Annotated in this window: 16 protein-coding genes and 1 rRNA gene; 4 read left to right on the top strand and 13 right to left on the bottom strand. The window is 37.2% G+C overall.

The genetic code is table 11. The features are described from left to right. Positions 1-112, bottom strand: a 16S ribosomal RNA gene (locus BUB93_RS07865); the annotation flags it as partial. Between the two features lie 419 nt (positions 113-531). On the opposite strand from BUB93_RS07865, the gene BUB93_RS07860 reads away from it, so the two are divergent. From BUB93_RS07860 to BUB93_RS07850, 3 genes are read left to right on the top strand one after another with little or no spacing between them, the layout of a single operon-like run. Then, positions 532-1,125, top strand: a complete 594-nt coding sequence (locus BUB93_RS07860; RefSeq protein WP_073270851.1) for a TetR/AcrR family transcriptional regulator — start codon at positions 532-534, stop codon at positions 1,123-1,125. Between the two features lie 21 nt (positions 1,126-1,146). Next, entirely contained in the window at positions 1,147-2,064 is a 918-nt protein-coding gene (locus tag BUB93_RS07855; protein WP_073270849.1) for a cation diffusion facilitator family transporter, read from the top strand. Between the two features lie 22 nt (positions 2,065-2,086). Beyond that, complete coding sequence (locus BUB93_RS07850; protein ID WP_073270847.1) at positions 2,087-3,652, top strand: aryl-sulfate sulfotransferase; 1,566 nt, start codon at positions 2,087-2,089, stop codon at positions 3,650-3,652. 46 nt (positions 3,653-3,698) lie between these two features. Here BUB93_RS07850 and nifU read toward each other — a convergent pair whose 3' ends face one another. From nifU to BUB93_RS07820, 6 genes are all read right to left on the bottom strand, one after another. Then, positions 3,699-4,076 carry a Fe-S cluster assembly scaffold protein NifU gene (nifU, locus tag BUB93_RS07845; protein ID WP_073270845.1) on the bottom strand — a complete coding sequence of 126 codons (378 nt, stop codon included), beginning with the start codon at positions 4,074-4,076 and terminating at the stop codon, positions 3,699-3,701. A 12-nt stretch (positions 4,077-4,088) separates the two neighbouring features. Further along, a complete protein-coding gene (nifS, locus tag BUB93_RS07840; protein WP_073270843.1) occupies positions 4,089-5,249 on the bottom strand; it encodes a cysteine desulfurase NifS in 1,161 nt (386 codons plus the stop codon). Positions 5,250-5,254: 5 nt separating this feature from the next. Then, positions 5,255-5,695 (bottom strand): RrF2 family transcriptional regulator, encoded by a 441-nt coding sequence (locus tag BUB93_RS07835; protein ID WP_073270842.1) that lies wholly within the window; start codon positions 5,693-5,695, stop codon positions 5,255-5,257. Positions 5,696-5,841: 146 nt separating this feature from the next. Beyond that, on the bottom strand, positions 5,842-7,488 hold the full coding sequence (hcp, locus tag BUB93_RS07830; RefSeq protein WP_073270840.1) for a hydroxylamine reductase: 1,647 nt from the start codon (positions 7,486-7,488) through the stop codon (positions 5,842-5,844). Positions 7,489-7,602: 114 nt separating this feature from the next. Then, positions 7,603-8,808, bottom strand: a complete 1,206-nt coding sequence (locus BUB93_RS07825; protein WP_200789470.1) for a mechanosensitive ion channel family protein — start codon at positions 8,806-8,808, stop codon at positions 7,603-7,605. 191 nt (positions 8,809-8,999) lie between these two features. Then, positions 9,000-10,793 carry a BCCT family transporter gene (locus tag BUB93_RS07820; protein WP_073270836.1) on the bottom strand — a complete coding sequence of 598 codons (1,794 nt, stop codon included), beginning with the start codon at positions 10,791-10,793 and terminating at the stop codon, positions 9,000-9,002. 161 nt (positions 10,794-10,954) lie between these two features. On the opposite strand from BUB93_RS07820, the gene pgeF reads away from it, so the two are divergent. Next, positions 10,955-11,767 (top strand): peptidoglycan editing factor PgeF, encoded by an 813-nt coding sequence (gene pgeF / locus BUB93_RS07815; RefSeq protein ID WP_073270834.1) that lies wholly within the window; start codon positions 10,955-10,957, stop codon positions 11,765-11,767. Between the two features lie 35 nt (positions 11,768-11,802). Here the strand turns inward: pgeF and BUB93_RS07810 are convergent, their stop codons facing one another. The 6 genes from BUB93_RS07810 to BUB93_RS07785 all read right to left on the bottom strand — a co-directional run bounded on the left by BUB93_RS07810 (position 11,803) and on the right by BUB93_RS07785 (position 19,267). After that, positions 11,803-12,411: a vitamin B12 dependent-methionine synthase activation domain-containing protein gene (locus BUB93_RS07810; RefSeq protein ID WP_073270832.1), complete on the bottom strand. Its 609-nt coding sequence runs from the start codon at positions 12,409-12,411 to the stop codon at positions 11,803-11,805. 165 nt (positions 12,412-12,576) lie between these two features. Beyond that, entirely contained in the window at positions 12,577-13,002 is a 426-nt protein-coding gene (locus BUB93_RS07805; protein WP_423230805.1) for a VOC family protein, read from the bottom strand. 90 nt (positions 13,003-13,092) lie between these two features. Further along, positions 13,093-16,227 carry an AAA family ATPase gene (locus tag BUB93_RS07800; RefSeq protein ID WP_073270828.1) on the bottom strand — a complete coding sequence of 1,045 codons (3,135 nt, stop codon included), beginning with the start codon at positions 16,225-16,227 and terminating at the stop codon, positions 13,093-13,095. Next, positions 16,224-17,375 carry an exonuclease SbcCD subunit D gene (locus tag BUB93_RS07795; RefSeq protein ID WP_073270826.1) on the bottom strand — a complete coding sequence of 384 codons (1,152 nt, stop codon included), beginning with the start codon at positions 17,373-17,375 and terminating at the stop codon, positions 16,224-16,226. Before BUB93_RS07795 ends, BUB93_RS07800 begins: the two co-directional genes overlap by 4 nt. Before the next feature lie 129 nt (positions 17,376-17,504). After that, the gene (locus BUB93_RS07790) at positions 17,505-18,221 is read right to left on the bottom strand and encodes a DUF2179 domain-containing protein (protein ID WP_073270824.1); all 717 of its coding nucleotides are present in this window, start codon (positions 18,219-18,221) and stop codon (positions 17,505-17,507) included. Positions 18,222-18,313: 92 nt separating this feature from the next. Beyond that, positions 18,314-19,267 carry an alpha/beta fold hydrolase gene (locus BUB93_RS07785; RefSeq protein ID WP_073270822.1) on the bottom strand — a complete coding sequence of 318 codons (954 nt, stop codon included), beginning with the start codon at positions 19,265-19,267 and terminating at the stop codon, positions 18,314-18,316.

The raw sequence follows: 19,267 nt of genomic DNA, 5'->3' as shown, positions 1-19,267 counted from the left end.
GTCCGCCACTTTCACTTCAGTGTAGTAAACTACTCTGAAGATCACGTTCGACTTGCATGTGTTAGGCACGCCGCCAGCGTTCGTCCTGAGCCAGGATCAAACTCTCTATTATAAAGTGTTTGAGTCCGTCTTAGAACTCTCTTGGCTTTTTGATACTCTTGGTATCAACGTTGTTACAGTTAATTCTTTCTTTCTTGGCTTGTTTTCGTGTGCTATTATATTTTCAAAGATCTTGGTTTGTGCGCCGTTTCCCTGTCTCTGTGTTCTCTCTGTCTCTCTTGGCGACTCTTACTATTATACGCACATGCATACCCTATGTCAACACGTTTTTAAAACTTTTTTGACAGAAATAAATAATCCTTTTTTCTTCCTTTATAATAGCTTTGAACATTCATTTTATCAAGTGAATCTAAAGGTGACACTATCACAAGTTAACAACACATCATTTTATGGACTATTTGACAGCTCTCTAGATCACGTGTTATACTTATCTTTGGAAAATGACTGATAGTCAGTCATGGTGGAGGGGTTATGAAAGACAAAAACGAAAAAAGAAACAAGTTATTATTAGCGAGCATGACTCTTATAAAAAAAAATGGTTTTGAAAATACTTCCGTATCACAGATAGTCAAAGAAGCCGGCGTCGCACAAGGCACATTCTATTTATATTTTCATTCAAAAAATGCTTTAGTGCCTGCTATCGCTAGCCAAATTTTCGATGAACAGCTTCTTTTAATAAAAGACCGTTACGATGAAAGTGTAAATTCTCTTGAGAGTTTATTGCAGATTCTAGTCGATGTTACATATGAGATTACAGAAAAACACAAAGATTTGATAAATTTTTTATATTCAGGTTTCGCCTATGACAATTCATTTGAGACTTGGGAGAATATTTACAGACCTTATTACAGCTGGCTTGAAACTTCCTTAAATTCCTTAAAGGAAAAATCATTGTTGACAATAGAGATGAATTATTCTTATTTGGCAAATTTTGTAGTAGGGTTGATAGAACACGGTGCAGAGTCGGTCTTTCTATCAAACACTTCTGTGGAAGAAAAAAACCGTTCAAAAGAACAACTGCTTAGGTTTTTAAATCATACACTTGAACCAAAGCTTTATTTATAAATGAAAGTTAGGAGTTTTAATATGTCAAACAACATTTCTGAAGAAAAGAAGGTGTTGTCATTTTCAGTCTTCGCGGCTGTCGCATTTGCAATTACAGGAATCATCTTAGGTTATTTTACAAGATCACAGATTATACTTTTTGACGGCCTATATTCATTAGTGAGCGTCGTTTTATCATTTTTATCTGTTTTGGCAACCACATTTATTGGAAAAAAAGACCACAAGAGATATCCCTTCGGTAAAGATATTGTTGAACCACTGGTAATAATTTTAAAGTACTCGGTAATCCTAATCCTAGTTGCCGTATCGTTGGCAGGTGCGATTGTTTCCATTTTAAATGGAGGGCGTGAAGTAGCTCTGGGATCAGCCCTTATATATTCTGGTGTCGGAAGCTTTGCTTGCCTCGGAGCATACTTGTATCTGAAATTAAAGAGCAAAAGTTCCGGTTCAAGCTTGGTAAAGGCCGAATCAAATCAGTGGTTTATGGATACCCTGGTAAGTTTTGCAGTTTTAATCGGATTCTTGCTTGCTTCTTTATTGGACAGGAACACAAGATTTTCAATGATCATTCCTTATATAGATCCTATTATGATGATTCTTATTTCAATTTACTTTCTTAAGCTTCCTTTAGCAGGAATACGAAATGCGCTTGGAGAGGTTCTTGAAATGACCCCTTCCGGCAAGCTTCCCAATAACATAAAAACTTACGTGAAAAACATGGAGGTTAAATACGATATGAAGGAATCCTTTGTCAGGATTGCCAAAGTAGGTAAAACTCTCTGGGTTGAAATTGATTTTGTCGTTAAGGATTCTGAAAAAATCAAGACCATAGCCGACCAGGATAAACTTAGGCAAGAATTATCAGACTATATAAAAACCTATAATAACAACGAATGGCTGACTGTCTCATTTACAAACAACAGAAAGTGGGCAGTCTAAATATACAAGGAGCTTAAATACAATGAACAAAAAACTGATTTTTCTTCTAATCTCTATTGCAGCTATTATTTTCCTGACATCATGCAGCAACGAAACTGAACTCAGCAGTGAAAATGACGACTACTATGAAGACTGGAAAATGCATGACGAGATTATAAAGAACAACAGATCTATTTATTCAAATATCGAGAAGGATCTCGAGAGGCGCGCACATACGATTGACGACCCTTTAGTAATTAAAAATCCTTACGGTCTAGTACCTCTGTCAGCAATAGTCGCATTTACGACTGATTATGAAGCATCAGTGAAAATCACGGTTAAAGGCGATACGCAGAATGATACCTTCACATACGAGTCCCCCATGGATAAGGTTCATATTATACCGATAATCGGCCTGTACCCATCTAGAGAAAACGTGGTAGAAATCAATTTGATGGTTGACGACAATTCTGTGGATTCAAACCAAATTACAATAGCAACAGATTCTCTGCCTGATGAACTCTTAGATGCAGTGTCCTCAACATACTCAAGGGAAGATCCTGTAAAAGACTTTACTGTGGTATCAGGTGGTCTTTATAGAAATCCATACGCATTTGACTCTTCAGGCAATATCAGATGGTACATTGAAGTAGAAACAGACCCCCACGGGTATTTCCCATTATCAGATGACAGGTTTGCAATTATTGCGGGTTACTCTATGATTGATACAGAGACCAGGCAATATGCCCCTTACATATTTGAAATGGACTTTTTAGGCAGACTTTACAAAAGCTATTTGGTAGAAAAAGGCGCTCATCATGAGGTCGCTGAGAAAAAGCCTAATGGCAATCTTTTGGTTCTTGCAAACTCCCTAGAGGGACATGTTGAGGACACTATAATCGAAATAGATAGAAATACCGGAGAAATCATAAAAGAACTTAACTTTGGTGATATCATAAATGACACGCCTTACAACAAAGCCTATGATTGGGCTCACATCAATTCACTATCATATAATGCTGTAGATGATACTATGGTACTATCTCCTAGAGATGTTTCTTCTGCAGTTAAAATTAATTGGAGCAATGGAGATTTAATATGGATATTATCTGATCCAGCTATTTGGGCTGATACTGAATATATTGATTATGTTCTAAAACCTATTGGAGATATTATCTGGCACTATGAGCAACACTCGGTTTTCGAAGAAAAAAATATTGATTCAAGACAAAATGAATTAAATTTATTTATGTTTGACAACCATGTTATAAGAAACGATCTTGTAGATATTGAGATAACTGAGGATGCAGGTCGGTCTGCTGTTGTTCATTATTCAATAGATGAGTCAAACAAAACTGTAAGACAAGTAAGAAGGTACCCAAATTCCTTAGCTTTCATCACTTCAAATTACAACCTTTATATCGCAAATAATCGAATTATCGCAAACCATGGCAGTTTGAGGGAAAGTATCGAAGACCCAATTACCTCCATGTGGGGAGAAATCTATGAATACAATTATTCTACAGGAGAGCTTGTTCGGTCGTACTGGCTTAAATATGGTTTTTACAGAGCATATAGTCATGACATTTCTGATGTAATCCTTAAATAACAAAACGCACACCTTTAATAAAGAGTGTGCGTTTTTGCTATTTATTCTATTCTTGAATACCATGCTTGCTTTTATAATCTTTAATAGCAGCCTTGATTGCTTGTTCTGCGAGAACAGAACAGTGAACCTTCTCGTGTGGCAGACCGCCCAGTTCATCAATTACCATGCTGTTTGTTAGTTTTTCAGCCTCTTCAAGAGTCTTTCCCTTTATCATTTCTGTTGCTATGCTGCTGGTTGCTACGGCTGCTCCGCATCCAAATGTCTTGAATTTGACATCGACAATGACTCCATCTTCGATTTTCAAGTACATCTTCATTATATCTCCACATGCAGGAGATCCTACTTCACCTACCCCATCAGCGTTATCCAACTCGCCAACGTTTCTTGGATTTTGAAATTGATCTATTACTTTATCTGTATACATTTTTATTCCTCCTTAAGCATTGTACAGCGGAGACATATCTCTCAATCGCTGAATTATTCCAGGCAGCTTATCCAACACAAAGTCTACCTCTTCTTTTGTAGTGTATTTGCCTATCGAAAACCTCAAAGATCCATGAGCGATTTCATGGGACAACCCTATCGCCAAAAGCACATGGGATGGATCCAAAGAACCAGATGTACATGCCGAGCCGCTTGAAGCTGCAATTCCAATCAAATCCAAACTTAGAAGTATCGATTCTCCTTCGATATATCTTATGCTGACATTCACATTGCCAGGAAGTCTTTTTTCGGGATGACCATTTAATTTCACTTCTGGTATAGAATCCAGTATTCCCTTTATCATATAATCCCTTAACTCTGTGGCCTGTTTAATTTGATCAGTTAAAGTGCTCTGTGCCATTTCGCAGGCTTTTGCAAAACCTGCAATTGCAGGTGTATTTTCAGTGCCGCCTCTTTTTTTCTTTTCTTGGGCTCCACCATGAATCAGGTTGTCGATCTTAACACCTTTTCTTACGTATAAAGCGCCTATGCCTTTAGGCCCATAGATTTTATGACCGGAAATTGACATCAGATCCACTCCCAAATCTTTAACATCGATATCAACGCTTCCTAATGCTTGAACTGCATCCGTATGAAAAAGAACTTTATTTTCCTTGGCAATCTTTCCAATCTCTGCTATCGGTTGAATTGTTCCTATTTCATTATTCGCAAACATTACCGTAATCAATATGGTGTTTTCTCTTATGCTGTTTTTTAAATCATCCAAGTCTATCAGCCCGTATTCATCTACAGGTAAATACGTAACTTCGTAACCATGTTTCTCAAGGTATTTACATGTGTGCAATACTGCATGATGTTCCACAGTAGTAGTAATTATATGATTGCCTTTGTCTTTATTTGCAAACGCTGTACCTTTTATTGCCCAATTGTCAGATTCAGTTCCTCCACTTGTAAAATAAATCTCTTTGGCTTGAGCCCCTATAATACTTGCCACTTTTTCCCTTGAATCATCTATTACCTTTCTGGCGTCTCTTCCATAAGAGTATACACTGGAAGGGTTCCCGAAATTTTCTTTCATATGAGGCAACATTTCATTTAACACTTCGCTGTCCAGCGGTGTAGTTGCTGCATAGTCAAAATATCTTCTTTGCAAACAAATCAGCTCCTTTTAGCTTCGTTAAGATTTTTATCGTATTTGTCTAATAAATCTCCAAGTGTAATATGATCTATAACACTGTTTATGCTGTCATTAATTTTCTCCCATATTTCTTTGGTGACACAAAGGCTGGATCTTTTGCAATCGTAATTTTCTGTTCCACCGACACAAGAAGAAAACTCTATAGGACCTTCGAGAGCTCTGATCACCTCTCCCACTGTTATATCATACGGGTCCTTAGATAGCCTATAACCGCCTTTAGGACCTCTATGACTGGTTATCAGCCTCTCTCTTTTTAATATCGCAAACATCTGCTCAAGGTACGCGTCAGAATAATCAAGTTCTTCGGCAATGTCTTTCAACGATGTTGTGCCCATCTCGTAATTTACAGCCAACTGATACATGGCCATGACGCCGTATCTGCCTTTTGTGGATAGTCTCATATCAACCCTCCATTATATTCCCTACTATTCCACTCGGAATATGGTAATACTATCATATGGGAATATTAATTGTCAATATATCGAAACAAAAAAACACGGCTGGATACATTGTATCAAGCCGTGCAGAGCTATTTCAAATTGCTTTTTTAAGCCATGAACATTTCTATATCGTCTTCTACGCTTCCGATTCCCGCAATGCCAAAATTCTCTACAAGCACTTTTGCAACATTTTGTGACAAGAAACCTGGAAGTGTAGGACCCAGGTGAATATTCTTTACTCCCAGATAAAGTAGTGCCAACAACACTATTACAGCTTTTTGCTCATACCATGCAATATTATAGGCTATTGGAAGTTCATTTATGTCATTAAGCTCGAATACTTCTTTTAATTTTAAAGCTATCACAGCCAGAGAGTACGAATCATTACACTGTCCCGCATCAAGAACTCTCGGAATGCCTCCAATATCCCCTAATTCGAGTTTATTGTATCTATATTTTGCGCAGCCTGCTGTTAGGATTACCGTTCCTTCAGGAAGCTTTTCAGCAAATTCAGTATAATAGTCTCTTGATTTCATTCTACCGTCGCATCCTGCCATTACGAAGAACTTCTTGATTGCGCCTGACTTAACAGCATCCACTACCTTATCCGCTAAAGCAAATACTTGAGCATGGGCAAAACCACCTATAATTGTTCCCGTTTCAATTTCAGTTGGCGATTTCAATTTTTTTGCGTGTTCGATTATCTCAGAGAAATTTTTGTTTCCATCCTGGTCTGCTTCAATATGTTTGCATCCAGGATACCCAGAAGCTCCTGTTGTGTAGATTCTTGATATTTGATCTTCTTTAGGAGGCACTATACAATTTGTAGTAAACAGTATCGGACCATTGAAGCTTTCAAATTCCTCTTTTTGCTTCCACCAGGCATTTCCATAGTTCCCAAAGAAATGATCATACTTCTTGAAAGCCGGATAATAGTTTGCAGGCAACATCTCTCCATGAGTGTATATATCTACACCGGCGCCTTTACTTTGCTCCAACAATTGCTCGAAATCTTTCAGATCATGACCTGAAACTAGAATCCCGGGATTGTTTCTAACTCCAATGTTAACTTCAGTTATTTCAGGGTTGCCATAAGTTCCTGTATTAGCCGCATCAAGCATTGCCATTGTATCTACGCCGAACTTTCCTGTTTCTAAAGTCAAAGCTACAAGATCATCTGCACTCAGGCTATCATCCAAAGTAGCTGCAAGAGCTTTAACCATGAACTCATAAATATTTACATCTTCTTTACCCAAGTTCAATGCATGCTCAGCGTAAGCAGCCATTCCTTTAACCCCGTAAATGATAAGTTCCCTCAAAGATCTTACATCTTCATTTTCAGTTGCTAAAATTCCTGCCTCCGGAGCCAAAGATTTAGCTATTATTCCATTATCGTCAGTTGCGCTCCATAAAGCTGCATCGTGAAGGCCCTCTAAAGACACTCCATTTTCTGATAAGAATCCTTTTAATTCTTGTTTTATTTCCAGACCTTTTCTTATATTGTTTAAAATTGCCTGATCGTCAAAATTTGCATTTGTTATTGTCATAAAAAGACCTGTCATAACGTAGTGATTCTTATTTGGCATTTCAACTCCTGCTTGCTTACCTCTGATAACAAGCTGCGAAATCCCTTTTAGGGTATATACCATTAAATCTTGTAAATTAGATACTACATCGGTTTTACCACAAACACCCTTTACAGTACAACCTGTTCCCTTTGCTGCTTCTTGACACTGATAACAAAACATACTCATAATCTGTATCTCTCCTTTGTCTTTATAATAAAGTTTTTTGTTTTTTGAACTGTCTTTATGTTAACTAAAAACTTCAAACAATTCTGTTGCCGGGGATACAGATTCTCTTTTTTTTTAATTTTCTTTTGTATTTTTATCGGTTTTATCAACAATATTTATATTTTTTAAATCAAAACCTGTCGGATCTTGGAACAGCCTCAAATCAAAGAACTTTGCCGAAACCATGACATGTTCAAATATTTCAGCTTGAATATTTTCATAGTTAACCCAATCGATATCATTGGTAAAAGCATAAATCTCTATTGGAAGTCCCTTGTCTGTAGGCTGCAGCTGCCTGACTATCTGGAATATTTCCCTGTGTATCTTAGGGTGGTTTTTCAAATATTCCCCTATATACGCTCTGTAAATTCCAACATTCGTAATAGCATCAGCACCCTTTTGGCTCATTCTTTCAATGTTTTCTTGAACAAAGCTGCTAACAAGGCTAATGTTTTGGAATTTTTTCATATCCGACGGCGAGCAAAACTTTACGCTGTTTACATCTATATGTACAGATCTCATAATCCTCCTGCCACCTGATTCTTGGATCCCTCTCCAATTTTTGAATGAATCGCTGATAAGAGCATATGCCGGTACAGTGGTAATAGTCAAATCAAAATTTTTCACCTTTACTGTATTCATGCTTATTTCTAAAACATCTCCATTTGCGCCATAGCTAGGCATCTCGATCCAATCGCCAATTCGCAGCATGTCATTTACAGAAAGCAATACTCCTGCTACCAATCCCAATATCGTATCTTTAAATATAAAAGAAAATACTGCAGCCATAGCACCAATTCCACTTAATAACACAAAGGGGTTTGTTCCCATCAAGCTTGCTATAACAGATATACCGACTAGAATATAAATCGTTATTTTTATAACCTGTAAAAATCCCTTTATAGGTTTTTCTTTGGAAACCTCTAGTGTTGAGTAAATATCATCTATGGTTTCAAGCAAGCATCCTACCACTTTGGCAATGAGCATAAGCATTAATATGGACGTTGCCAGCTTGAACCCCTGTGCCAATGATCCTAAGTGAGAAGCGCCCCAATAAAAAACCATCAACGGTATGAGACCTGTAGATTTCTCGAAGACTTTTCTTTTCAGCAGATAATTGTCCCACTTTAATCGATTTCCTTCAATTCGTCGAGCAATTATCGGGAGCAATATCTTCTTTGCTGCAAAATATGCTAAAATACTTATTGATGTCAACATGACAAAAGTAATTATTATCCCAAAAACCTCAACCAATCCTTCAGACATCTGATATCTATCCAATATCAACTCTTTAATTCTTTCGATTTTCTTCCTCCCCTTTCATTCACGTACTTTTAGGTTAACACAAATGGTTCATGATACTCAAATTCTTTCTATATAAATTTGCTGACTGGCATCCGCAACTAGATTCTGATAGTGAATATTCGATACCACCAAATATACAAAAGCAGGCTCCCACGAGCCTGCTTTTTTTACTTGTCGCTATTTACTAATGCTTCATCTTGAACAGCTGCATTTATAGCTTCATTTAGGAAATGTTCTTCTTCAACTTCTCTTAATTTCTTTCTTACTGCCTCCTCTATTTCATATTCCTGACTAAACCCTGCATTCAGGGAATAAATCAATAATAATAAAATAATCGCAAAGGGCAATCCTGTTAGAACAGAGGCAGTTTGCAGAGCAGTCAATCCTCCACCTATTAACAGCGCTGCCGCTACCACTCCTTCCATTACTGCCCAAAAAACCCTCTGTGGTACCGGTGAGTCAAGTTTACCGCCTGATGTTAGATGGTCGACTACCAAAGAGCCAGAATCTGAGGAGGTCACGAAGAATACAGTGACGAGTATTATTCCAACGACGGAAAGCAGCTGAGTCCAAGGCAAATATTCCAGCATGGCAAACAGAGCTATCGAAACATCTGATGATACTGCTGAGGCTATATCGCCAATCCCATTGGTCTGCAGATAAATTGCAGTTCCTCCAAAAACGCTCATCCAAAAAAACGACAATAATGAAGGCACTAGCAGCACCCCTAGGATAAACTCCCTTACGGTTCTTCCTTTGGATATACGAGCTATAAACATCCCTACAAAAGGAGACCAGGATATCCACCATGCCCAGTAAAATATAGTCCATGCTCCCTGCCAATTTGTATCTCTGAATGTTTCTGTCCACAAACTCATTTCAACAAAGTTAGACATGTAATATCCGATATTTTGTGTAAATCCGCTTAAAATATATACAGTAGGTCCTGCAATAAGTATGAAAAGCATGAAAACTCCAGCTAATACCATATTGATTTCACTGAGGCGTTTTACTCCACCATCAAGCCCCATTACTACAGACGCTGTTGCCAAGCCTGTTATTCCAATTATCAAACCCACTTGAATCCCTGTACTGATATTTATCCCAAATAAAAAATTCAGGCCTGCATTCACTTGAGAAACGCCTAGGCCCAAGGAAGTAGCTAGTCCGGTAAGCGTCGCAAGAACTGATAGCACATCAATCACATTACCCCAAAATCCATATATCTTATTGCCAATCAATGGGTAAAATACAGATCTTATCGTCAAGGGCAACCCTCTGTTGTAAGCAAAAAATGCAAGTCCCAACCCTACTATAGAGTAAATTGCCCACGGATGTATGCCCCAGTGAAAAAAAGTTGTAGCCATTGCCGCTTGTGCCGCCCGAGGAGCGCCTGGATCAATGCTTCCGAACATGGGAGATGGTGACCCGAGGTGGCTTATAGGTTCACCAACACTCCAAAACAGCAGACCTATTCCCATTCCCGCGCTTAGAAGCATTGCATACCAACCAAATTTACTAAATTCCGGTTGAGCGTCATTACCTCCTATTCTGATGTTACCGTATTTGCCAAATGCAAAATACAGAGCTGCTATAATAAATAAGTTTGCAGCCAATATAAAAAACCATCCTGCATTTTTAGTAATTCCACTCATAATGGTTGCAAAGGTTCTTTCGGCTACATCAGGATATATAATAGTTAAAGAAATAAATACCACTAAGAAAATTGCTGATATCAAAGTTACCTGCGGATGAATGTCAAACCCGAAACCCGCCCAATTTTTCTCACCCGGTTCCTGCTTGCCCTTTTCATCGAATAAAGACGTTGTTGGTCTGATTTGAAGTCCCTTAAAGGGCTTTCTGTTCTTGATAGCTTTTTTTCTGGCTTCTATCTCCGCTTTTTGAAGTTTTCTTGCCAATTCCCGCTTAGAAGCCAATCTTCTTTTTTTATCGTCATCCATAATATCATCCCCCCGAAATTCACATAATTCTTTTAAATATAAAGATTTTATACCCTTTAATGTTTAGATAAAACCCATTACAGCCTCTCCCCAATAAGTCTTGGACTTATCTGCTGATATTGCTTATAATGATTTTAACTATAAGAAATTGAGGGGATTTTATGGAATTTAAGAAAAACAGTGATAAAGGCTTTATCTTTTATACAATACCTTCCTTTGAAGACACAGGACTGGTCAAACATTGTTTTACCTCCAGGCTGAATGCAGATTATGACGGAACCTTAAATGCTTTCGATTTAAACCCTAAAAAAATAAATGAAAGCGAACAGGTTATAAGCAACTATAAAAAACTCTCATCAACTTTAAACATACCTTTTGACAGTTTCACGCTGTCCGACCAGGTTCATGGGGATAGAGTCCACATAGTGACAAAAGCTGATAAAGGAAAAGGATTAAGCAAAAAAAGTTATATCAAAAATGCAGACTCCCTGATAACAAATGAAAAGAACATAGCTTTGACAACATTTTATGCTGACTGCGTACCAATATATATACTCGATCCTCTAAACAAGGCTATCGGACTGGCCCATGCCGGTTGGAAAGGAACTGTAAAAAAGATAGGGGCCAAGACACTTAATAAAATGACCTATCAATTTGGGACAAATCCAGCTGATTGTCTCGTTGCTATTGGTCCTTCCATAGGTCCTTGCTGTTTTGAAGTTGGATTTGAAGTGGCTGAGATATTCATTAAGAATTTTACCGACTCTCTTTCCCATATAACAAAACAAGAAAACCACAAATACCTTGTGGATTTGTGGTCAATAAACAAGAAGGAGTTTGTCAAATTGGGTGTGCCGGATAAAAATATATCAGTTAGCAGTCTTTGCACTTTATGTAATAAAGAAGTATTCTTTTCATATCGAGGAGAGCATGGAGATACGGGCAGAATGGCAGCCGTATTGATGCTGACTTAAAAAACTCCCGTTCAAAGGGAGTTTTTTAATTTGCTTTATATGCATTCGGTAATATCGTCCATAACTTGGCAGTAAACTCCCGAAACGCTTTTTCCAGGCTTCATGACATTTGATTCACTCAGCTCTACACCTATTTTTTCAGCTACATCCCCAAATATCTTAAATAGTTTTTGCTGGTCTTCTATGGGCCAGTCATTCAAAGCTCCAGGAATGTGATATGAAAGATTTGCTATCTGGTATCTTTCCTTCAAATCCTTGGATATACAAATCGTGGCACAGTCTAGAATCGAATTTATGATTCCATCCAGAATATATTTCTCCAAGATGTCTTCAGTCTTAATTAAAGCCTCTTCAATTTCTTTTCCACAGGTTATGATATAAGGATACAGCTTTTGATTTTTTTCTGTCGCTTTTGCTAATTCACGAGAGTTAAAAACCTCTCCTTTGATTTTTACGCTGTTTTCAGTCCTGCTTTCTATTTCTGTTTCGAAATACGCTCCCTTGGGTTTTGCAATTTTCAAGGCTTTCTTCATAAGCTTATTGAGTTTTTCATTCATTCCTTTTCGCTTTCTCAATTTCAATTTTTCTATCAGCATGTCTTCATCCAAATAAAAAGGCAGCTTATCAACTAATATAATCCCCATAAAAATCTCCCCTTTATGTATTTACTATATCGTTGGTTTAATTATAACAAACATTTCATCTTACCTCCAGTAAAGTAGCCCTTCTTTTCCAAATATCCTGAGAGCAATCAACTTGTTGTCAAACAAAACCGGTGAACAATATAAATTCACCGGTCTGTTTGATATTTAATGTTCATACATGCTAAATTGCCATGTTATCCCATATTTATCCACTACTGATCCGTAGTATTTGCTCCAAAATGTTTCTTGAAGGTCCATCTCGACTTTTCCTTCCGCTTTTAACTGATTAAAGGCTTCAGTAATTTCGTCCATATCATCTGTAACCACTGTCAAACTTATGTTGTTGCCCTTTACAAGCGGCATACCTGGAAAGGTATCTGAAAACATCACTATGTCTCCACTGATTATAAGCTGGGTATGCATAACGAGATTCTTTGACTCCTCTGGCAAACTGAAGCCGGGATCCTCCGGTGCATCTCCAAATGTCATGATTTCCGGTTTATCGGTTTTAAAAACTTTTGAATAATACTCAACGGCTTCTCTACAATTGCCATCAAAATTGATATAAACTTGCAAGCTCAATGAATTCATCTCCTTAATTTTCGATATCTGATTTTTACCCACAAACTTTCTAGTTTATTCAATGTTTATAACAACGATTGAACTTGACCTATAACAAAATCAAACCACAATTTCCACATAACTCCCTGATGCACTTTTTTTGACGATCAGTTTTTTATCTATTCTTTCTTTTAGTTCACTTACGTGAGATATTATTCCCACTAGCCTGTTTCCGCTGCTCAAAGTGTTTAAAACATCGATAGCCTGTTCCAGGGATTCGCTGTCTAACGCTCCAAAGCCCTCGTCTATGAACATTGCATCTAACTGGATTCCTCCTGATACACTCTGTATCACATCAGACAGTCCCAATGCCATTGCTAAAGACGCTTTGAAGGATTCCCCTCCGGAAAGGGATTTCACGCTTCTTATCCTTCCCGTATAATTATCCATTACATCCAACTCAAGTCCTATTTGACTTCTAAGATTATCCGATTCGTCCTGCCTCAAAAGCTCATATCTGCCATCAGTCATTTTTGAAAACCTCTTGTTCGCTTCCCTTATGATCTTGCTGAAATATGCTCTTTGAATGTACATTTCAAATTTGATTCTCTGCTTGCCCTTAAGGTCACCATTGGCGGTCCTTGAAAGATTTTCAACCATTGCATATTCCGTTTCGCTGTTTTTATACTCTTCGTAGCGATTAACAAGTTTTTCCTTTATGCTTTTATTTCCTTTCAACCGATTATAAAGATCTCTGTAAATCCTTTCACTTTCCTTTCTTTTTTCAATGATTTCGGCTAGCAGCTTTCTTAATTCGATTATATCGACTCTCGCTTTGTTGGTTATTTCTTCTCTGATAGTTTTGATATTATTATGAATTTCTTGTAATTTATCGAAATATTCTTTGGAGTTTCTTTCAAGGTCCTTAATAACCTTTTCTGATACAAGGAAACTCTTGAAGCTTTCCTCTGAGTCGAAACCCCTCTTCTTTAGCTCTTCATTATATCTTTTATGATACTTTTCCTTTTCATTTGATAATGAAATCTTTTGTTCATTTAGTGTTGCTAAAATGGCCTTGTACTTATCTAGCTTTTCCTTATTATCAAAATACTTTTTTTGTGCAGCTTCATAGTTTTTTTTCATCTGTGTGTATCTGTTTCTATTCTGATCATATTCTATTACAGCCTCTTCTTTCGATGGGAATCCAAGCTGTTTTTCAATCGTTTCTTTTTTCCCTTCAGCAGAACTGAGAAATTCTTTTAGTCTGGCGATTTCATTGCCTGCCTTTTCAAGCATTTTATCTATTTTGCTTACTTGAGTTTCGTTCTCTTGCTTTTCTTCATTTGATTTTTTAATTTTTTCCATGTCATCTTTCAAAAGCAATTCTTCTGCTGTGATTGATTCTTTTCTCTTTTCAGCCAAAGACCTCTGCATGATTATAAAATCTGTTGCATCGTCGATTTCGATTTTTTTATCAGCCACATCGTATATCAGTGATAAAATCGACTCTTTCTTTTTGTTTTTTTCTGTCTTTTTAATCGATCCTCTTTCACTTATTGCATATAGCTCTTCCTTAGCATCATAGGCTGATTTTTTTGCTTCTTTCAACTCATCTTCAGAAGGAGCCTCGTCTTTTAGCGATGCAGGGCTTGGGTGTTTTTCAGATCCACATACCGGGCATGGCATTCCATCTTCTAGCTTTTGTGCGATTATGCCCGCCTGTTCCTTCAGAAAAAGATCTTCTAGATCTTCGAATACCTTTATTTTTTTTGCCACCAATCCTTTTTGAGACAAGTATTTATCTTGCAGGGTTTTGTGATTATTTTCTATTCTTCTATACATCTTCATTTCTGAATCAATTTTATTTATATCTTTAATAAATCTAGCTAAATTCTCCAATTCTCTGCTGTTTTTTTCAATTTTTATGGGCAAATCTTTATAACTATCGGCAAGTTGTAAAGCTCTTTGTATTTTATTCAGGTAGTCTTCTTTTTTATTCTTTAAATTAAATTCTTCCTCTAATTTTTGTTCTATTAGTATCTTTGTATCTTTTATTTCTTTTGTTAGTCTTTCAAAAACATCGTAACTATCAAGTTCTTTTTCAATTGACGCTATTTTTGTGGATAATTGTTGTCGGCATTCATCTAAAGATACTTCGTACTCATATTCAGATCTATAAATATTCACCTTAGGCTGAAGTTCATGGACAAAGCTATTTTTGTTGTTTATTTCTTCCACAATATCCTTAAACTTTTGGTTCTCAGCGTTGAATTTATCAAAAGCAGGATAAACGTGATACAAGGCATTTTTTCCCGATTCTATTTTTTTCAATTCTTCTTCTCTGAGCGTTTTCTCCCCTTCAAGGATTTTTATCTTTTGAGTCATCTCGTCAAGCAAGTCAAACCTTTTGTTGGCGGCTTCACCCTTTAAGATTTTTTCAGATATTCTATCGTATTCCAACTGCAATCCATGCATTTTTTCCGTAAGTTTTATTTCTTCTGTTTTATCTTCTTCTATCAGCTCATTCAAATAGCTGATAGCCTCGTCGATTTTATGTACATCCCTTCGCACCTGGTCAATTTTATAACCCAACTGACTTTCTTCAGAGTAAATTATATCCTGCACATATTGCAAAAGGCTGATCTTAATCTCATCGTAGGCGTTTCTTTTCCCTGAGGATAGTCTCTTTAATTCCTCTTGAAAATTTCTGTAGACACTTGTATTGAATATTTTCCTGAATATGTCGATTCGGTCGTTGTTTGAATCTAAAAGCAGCTTCAAAAAGTCACCTTGTGCGATCATGGCAATTTGTGAGAACTGGTTTTTATCTAATCCAAACAGGTCTTTTATCTCATTTGTGACTTTATCATATCCAGCGATTGGATTTTTGTCTTCATAAAATACGAGACTAGCGTTTTGTTTTTCGGTTGTTGTCCCGTCGCCACTTTTTTTATTGCGTTCATAAGCCGGATTTCTTGTCACCGAATATTTTTTGTCTTTGTATATGAAATCAAGCTCGACGAATGTTGGCATATCCGAAGATGCAAAGTCGCTTCTGAGCATAACCGGTTTTCTGTTTTCTCCGCTCGCCTCTCCATACAATGCAAAACAAACAGCATCGAAAATAGTCGTCTTCCCTGCACCGGTGTCACCGGTTATAAGATACAGACCTGACTGTCCCAGTTTAGAAAAATCTATTTCTTTATTGTCTCCATAAGGACCAAAACCGCACATCTTCAGTTTTAAAGGCTTCATATGACTACCCCCATATTTTCCAACAAACCCCTAACAAGTTCCTTCTGTTTATCTTCCATTTCTTCGTTGTTGTTAATCTTGTAAAATTCCTCAAAGAGCTGAAAAGAAGTCTTTTCTGTTACATCTTTTGCCACTGAATCAGCTTCAACTGTCTTGGTCCGAGAATTTTCAAAATCTATTTTCATCACATTAGGGTATACACTTCTGATCTTGCTTATAGCATCAATAATTTCTTCGTTATCAGTCAGTGTAGCATGTATGTAGTTGTCAAGTCCCTGGTGCTTGTGGTTCTCAGGATCCAGAAGATCCTTTAACGGTCCTTTTATTTCAACCATGTCCCTTAAAGGGGTCAGTGGGATCTTTGATATTTTAATATTCTTCTTATCTTTCATTTCAATTATTGTTACACTTTTCTCTTTCTTTGCTCCAGCTTCTGAAAATGAATATTTTAAAGGCGATCCTGCATATCTCACAGCATCTCTGCCTATGCTTTGTGGGTGATGAAGATGCCCAAGAGCTACATAGTCGAATATATCAAAAGCTGATGCCTCGACGTGGTCCAAGCCTCCAACTGATATGTTTTCAGAATCGGAACGCATAGGCTCAACCCCGGATGATACTACAAATTGATGCGCTATCAAAACGTTGCGCATTTTATCTTCAACCTTTGCATTGTCTATAACTGTCTTGACTGCCTGAGTATAGCTATCAATTTCATTTTTCGGGAAGTACTTTTTTACATGAAGTGGTTTGATAAATGGAAGCATATATATATTAACTAAGCCAAAATCGTCTCTCAGACTTAGAATATTCATTTCACCATTGAATACACCCGAAACATACACGCCTTCTGATTGCATAAGCTTTCTTCCAAAAGCGAGCCTTTCAGGGGAATCATGATTTCCACTTACCACAACTGCTTTCATTCCATTATGTACGATATCAGTTAAAAATTCATCTAATAACGCAACAGCTTCCCCAGGTGGCAAGGACTTGTCGTATATATCTCCCGCTAAAAGCATCACGTCCACTTTGTTATTTTGAGCTATACTCAAGGCTTGCTTCAGTATATATCTTTGATCCTCCAGCATATTGAACTCGTTGACCCTTTTACCTATATGAAGATCTGCCATGTGCATGAATATCATCTAATTTTCTCCCCCTTATTATCATATTTATATATTTTATCAGAGTTTACGCCTCTATGGGAATTCTATTTATTTACATCTTTAAAAAGCCTATGGATCGTCCAGCACTGAACTTACCATAGGCTCTTATTACTTGGTATCATTATTTGAATTTTCGTCTTCGTAGGCTTCATTCAAATTTACACTCTCACTACTTGACTGTCCTGAAGATTCGTCTTCAACCTTAACGCTGTCTTTATTAAAAGTTGACTTCTTCTCCATTTTGAAATTATTATCATCCGCTTTTTTTTTGCTGTTATTCACTATGGAATTCAAGCCTTTTTTCCTATCCTGATCCTTTTTCATACTATTAACCATGAAACCTCCTTTGAACTTTCTAGGTTCATATGAAATGATAAACGCTCCCGGTTCATAGTCGTGGATAATCTCAAGAAGTTCGTCCTCTCTGTTCCTCTTTGTTAGAATCTCCAAACGGTATCTAACGCTGTCCCTGCCTTCTCCTTGATAAACTGTTACTCCAAAGCCTTCACTTCTTAGTTTATCAATCAATTCCAGATCTCGATTAACTAAGTTTACCATGAAACTGTTGTATCCTATTGCCAGCTTATTTTCTATTATCCCACCCAGCTGCATGCCCACTCCAAACCCTACCGCATAAACAACCATTGCTAAGACGCTTTGATCTCCACTGAATACCAAGGATAATCCAAACACATACACCAAGGCTTCTATAAATCCCAAAAAAGATGCTATTCCTATCATGTTTTTCACTAAAAATAATGTTCTCAGGGTAAAAACCGGAACATAAATCAACTGCATTAGAATTATCAAAACTATTTCTCTCACGCTACCGATACTTCCTTTCTTATGTCTTGATACACTTATGTTAACACAACATACAAAAGATTTCATGGATCATGGGAGAAAATCAAAAATTTCTAATCAATTATGTTCAATATAATGTCAGTGCATTCTTCAACGTGGGTTTCCATTGCCATGTGACCAGCACCTTCTATTGTGTATAGCATGAAATGCGGCAAAATCCTCTCCACCCTTTCTGCCTGATCCAATTCAACCCATTTATCTTCAGTGCCCCAAATTCCATAAATCGGGACAGACATATTTTTATAGCTGTTAAAATCTATGCTGCCGGCACTTTTCACCATATCGACTAGCGCTCTCTCAGTACCCTCTATTTTTAACGGTAGCAAATATCCGTTAACTTCTCTTTCATCAGGTTGCCTTCCATAAGCTGATAAAAGTATTTCTTCCACTCGTTTCTCATTTATTAACAATCTATTTAAAAGCACTTCCATCCATTTTGAAGCTGGAGGGTATTTTAAAACCAGTGAAGTTACGCTAGGATCCCTATTAAAAAGAGCTCCTGCTACCAAGATCACCTCTTTAACCTTGTTTTCTTTCGCGACAGCCATAGTTGCCACTGTTCCCCCTCCCGTTGAATGGCCTACCAGAGTCCAATTCTCATTGTGCCCCATCAGATGACTCATTTCAATTTCATCGACTAACTTCCATAATAGATCGCTTCTGTTTTCTTGACTGTGATCAAACCCTGACTCCCTGCTACTGTATCCAAATGCCGGCAGATCAACCGCTATCACAAAATATCCCTTATCATTAAGTATATCTGCTGCTTTTTCCCATGAAAAAGTAGATCCGCCCAAACCATGAACCAGAAGTATATTTCCTCTTATATCCTCGCTTCTCCAAACCCTGTAATGAAGCTTAGTATCGCTTACATCCACGAACAAGCTATTGTAAAAGGGTCTTTCCAAATTCAATGTCTCAGATTGTAATGTTATTAAATACGGTATAACGCTTAGAATCAAAAAAATGATCATAATTCCACTAATCATATATTTCACTATTTTCAT

The organism is Alkalibacter saccharofermentans DSM 14828, from assembly GCF_900128885.1.
In the GTDB taxonomy this organism is placed as follows: domain Bacteria; phylum Bacillota; class Clostridia; order Eubacteriales; family Alkalibacteraceae; genus Alkalibacter; species Alkalibacter saccharofermentans.
This window is presented reverse-complemented; position numbering and strand designations above follow the sequence as displayed.

Coding starts and splice junctions, on each gene's coding strand:
- BUB93_RS07860 (WP_073270851.1), top strand. CDS start 532: ATGAAAGACAAAAACGAAAAAAGAAACAAGTTATTATTAGCGAGCATG.
- BUB93_RS07855 (WP_073270849.1), top strand. CDS start 1,147: ATGTCAAACAACATTTCTGAAGAAAAGAAGGTGTTGTCATTTTCAGTC.
- BUB93_RS07850 (WP_073270847.1), top strand. CDS start 2,087: ATGAACAAAAAACTGATTTTTCTTCTAATCTCTATTGCAGCTATTATT.
- nifU (WP_073270845.1), bottom strand. CDS start 4,076: ATGTATACAGATAAAGTAATAGATCAATTTCAAAATCCAAGAAACGTT.
- BUB93_RS07835 (WP_073270842.1), bottom strand. CDS start 5,695: ATGAGACTATCCACAAAAGGCAGATACGGCGTCATGGCCATGTATCAG.
- hcp (WP_073270840.1), bottom strand. CDS start 7,488: ATGAGTATGTTTTGTTATCAGTGTCAAGAAGCAGCAAAGGGAACAGGT.
- BUB93_RS07820 (WP_073270836.1), bottom strand. CDS start 10,793: ATGGATGACGATAAAAAAAGAAGATTGGCTTCTAAGCGGGAATTGGCA.
- pgeF (WP_073270834.1), top strand. CDS start 10,955: ATGGAATTTAAGAAAAACAGTGATAAAGGCTTTATCTTTTATACAATA.
- BUB93_RS07810 (WP_073270832.1), bottom strand. CDS start 12,411: ATGGGGATTATATTAGTTGATAAGCTGCCTTTTTATTTGGATGAAGAC.
- BUB93_RS07805 (WP_423230805.1), bottom strand. CDS start 13,002: ATGAATTCATTGAGCTTGCAAGTTTATATCAATTTTGATGGCAATTGT.
- BUB93_RS07800 (WP_073270828.1), bottom strand. CDS start 16,227: ATGAAGCCTTTAAAACTGAAGATGTGCGGTTTTGGTCCTTATGGAGAC.
- BUB93_RS07795 (WP_073270826.1), bottom strand. CDS start 17,375: ATGATATTCATGCACATGGCAGATCTTCATATAGGTAAAAGGGTCAAC.
- BUB93_RS07785 (WP_073270822.1), bottom strand. CDS start 19,267: ATGAAAATAGTGAAATATATGATTAGTGGAATTATGATCATTTTTTTG.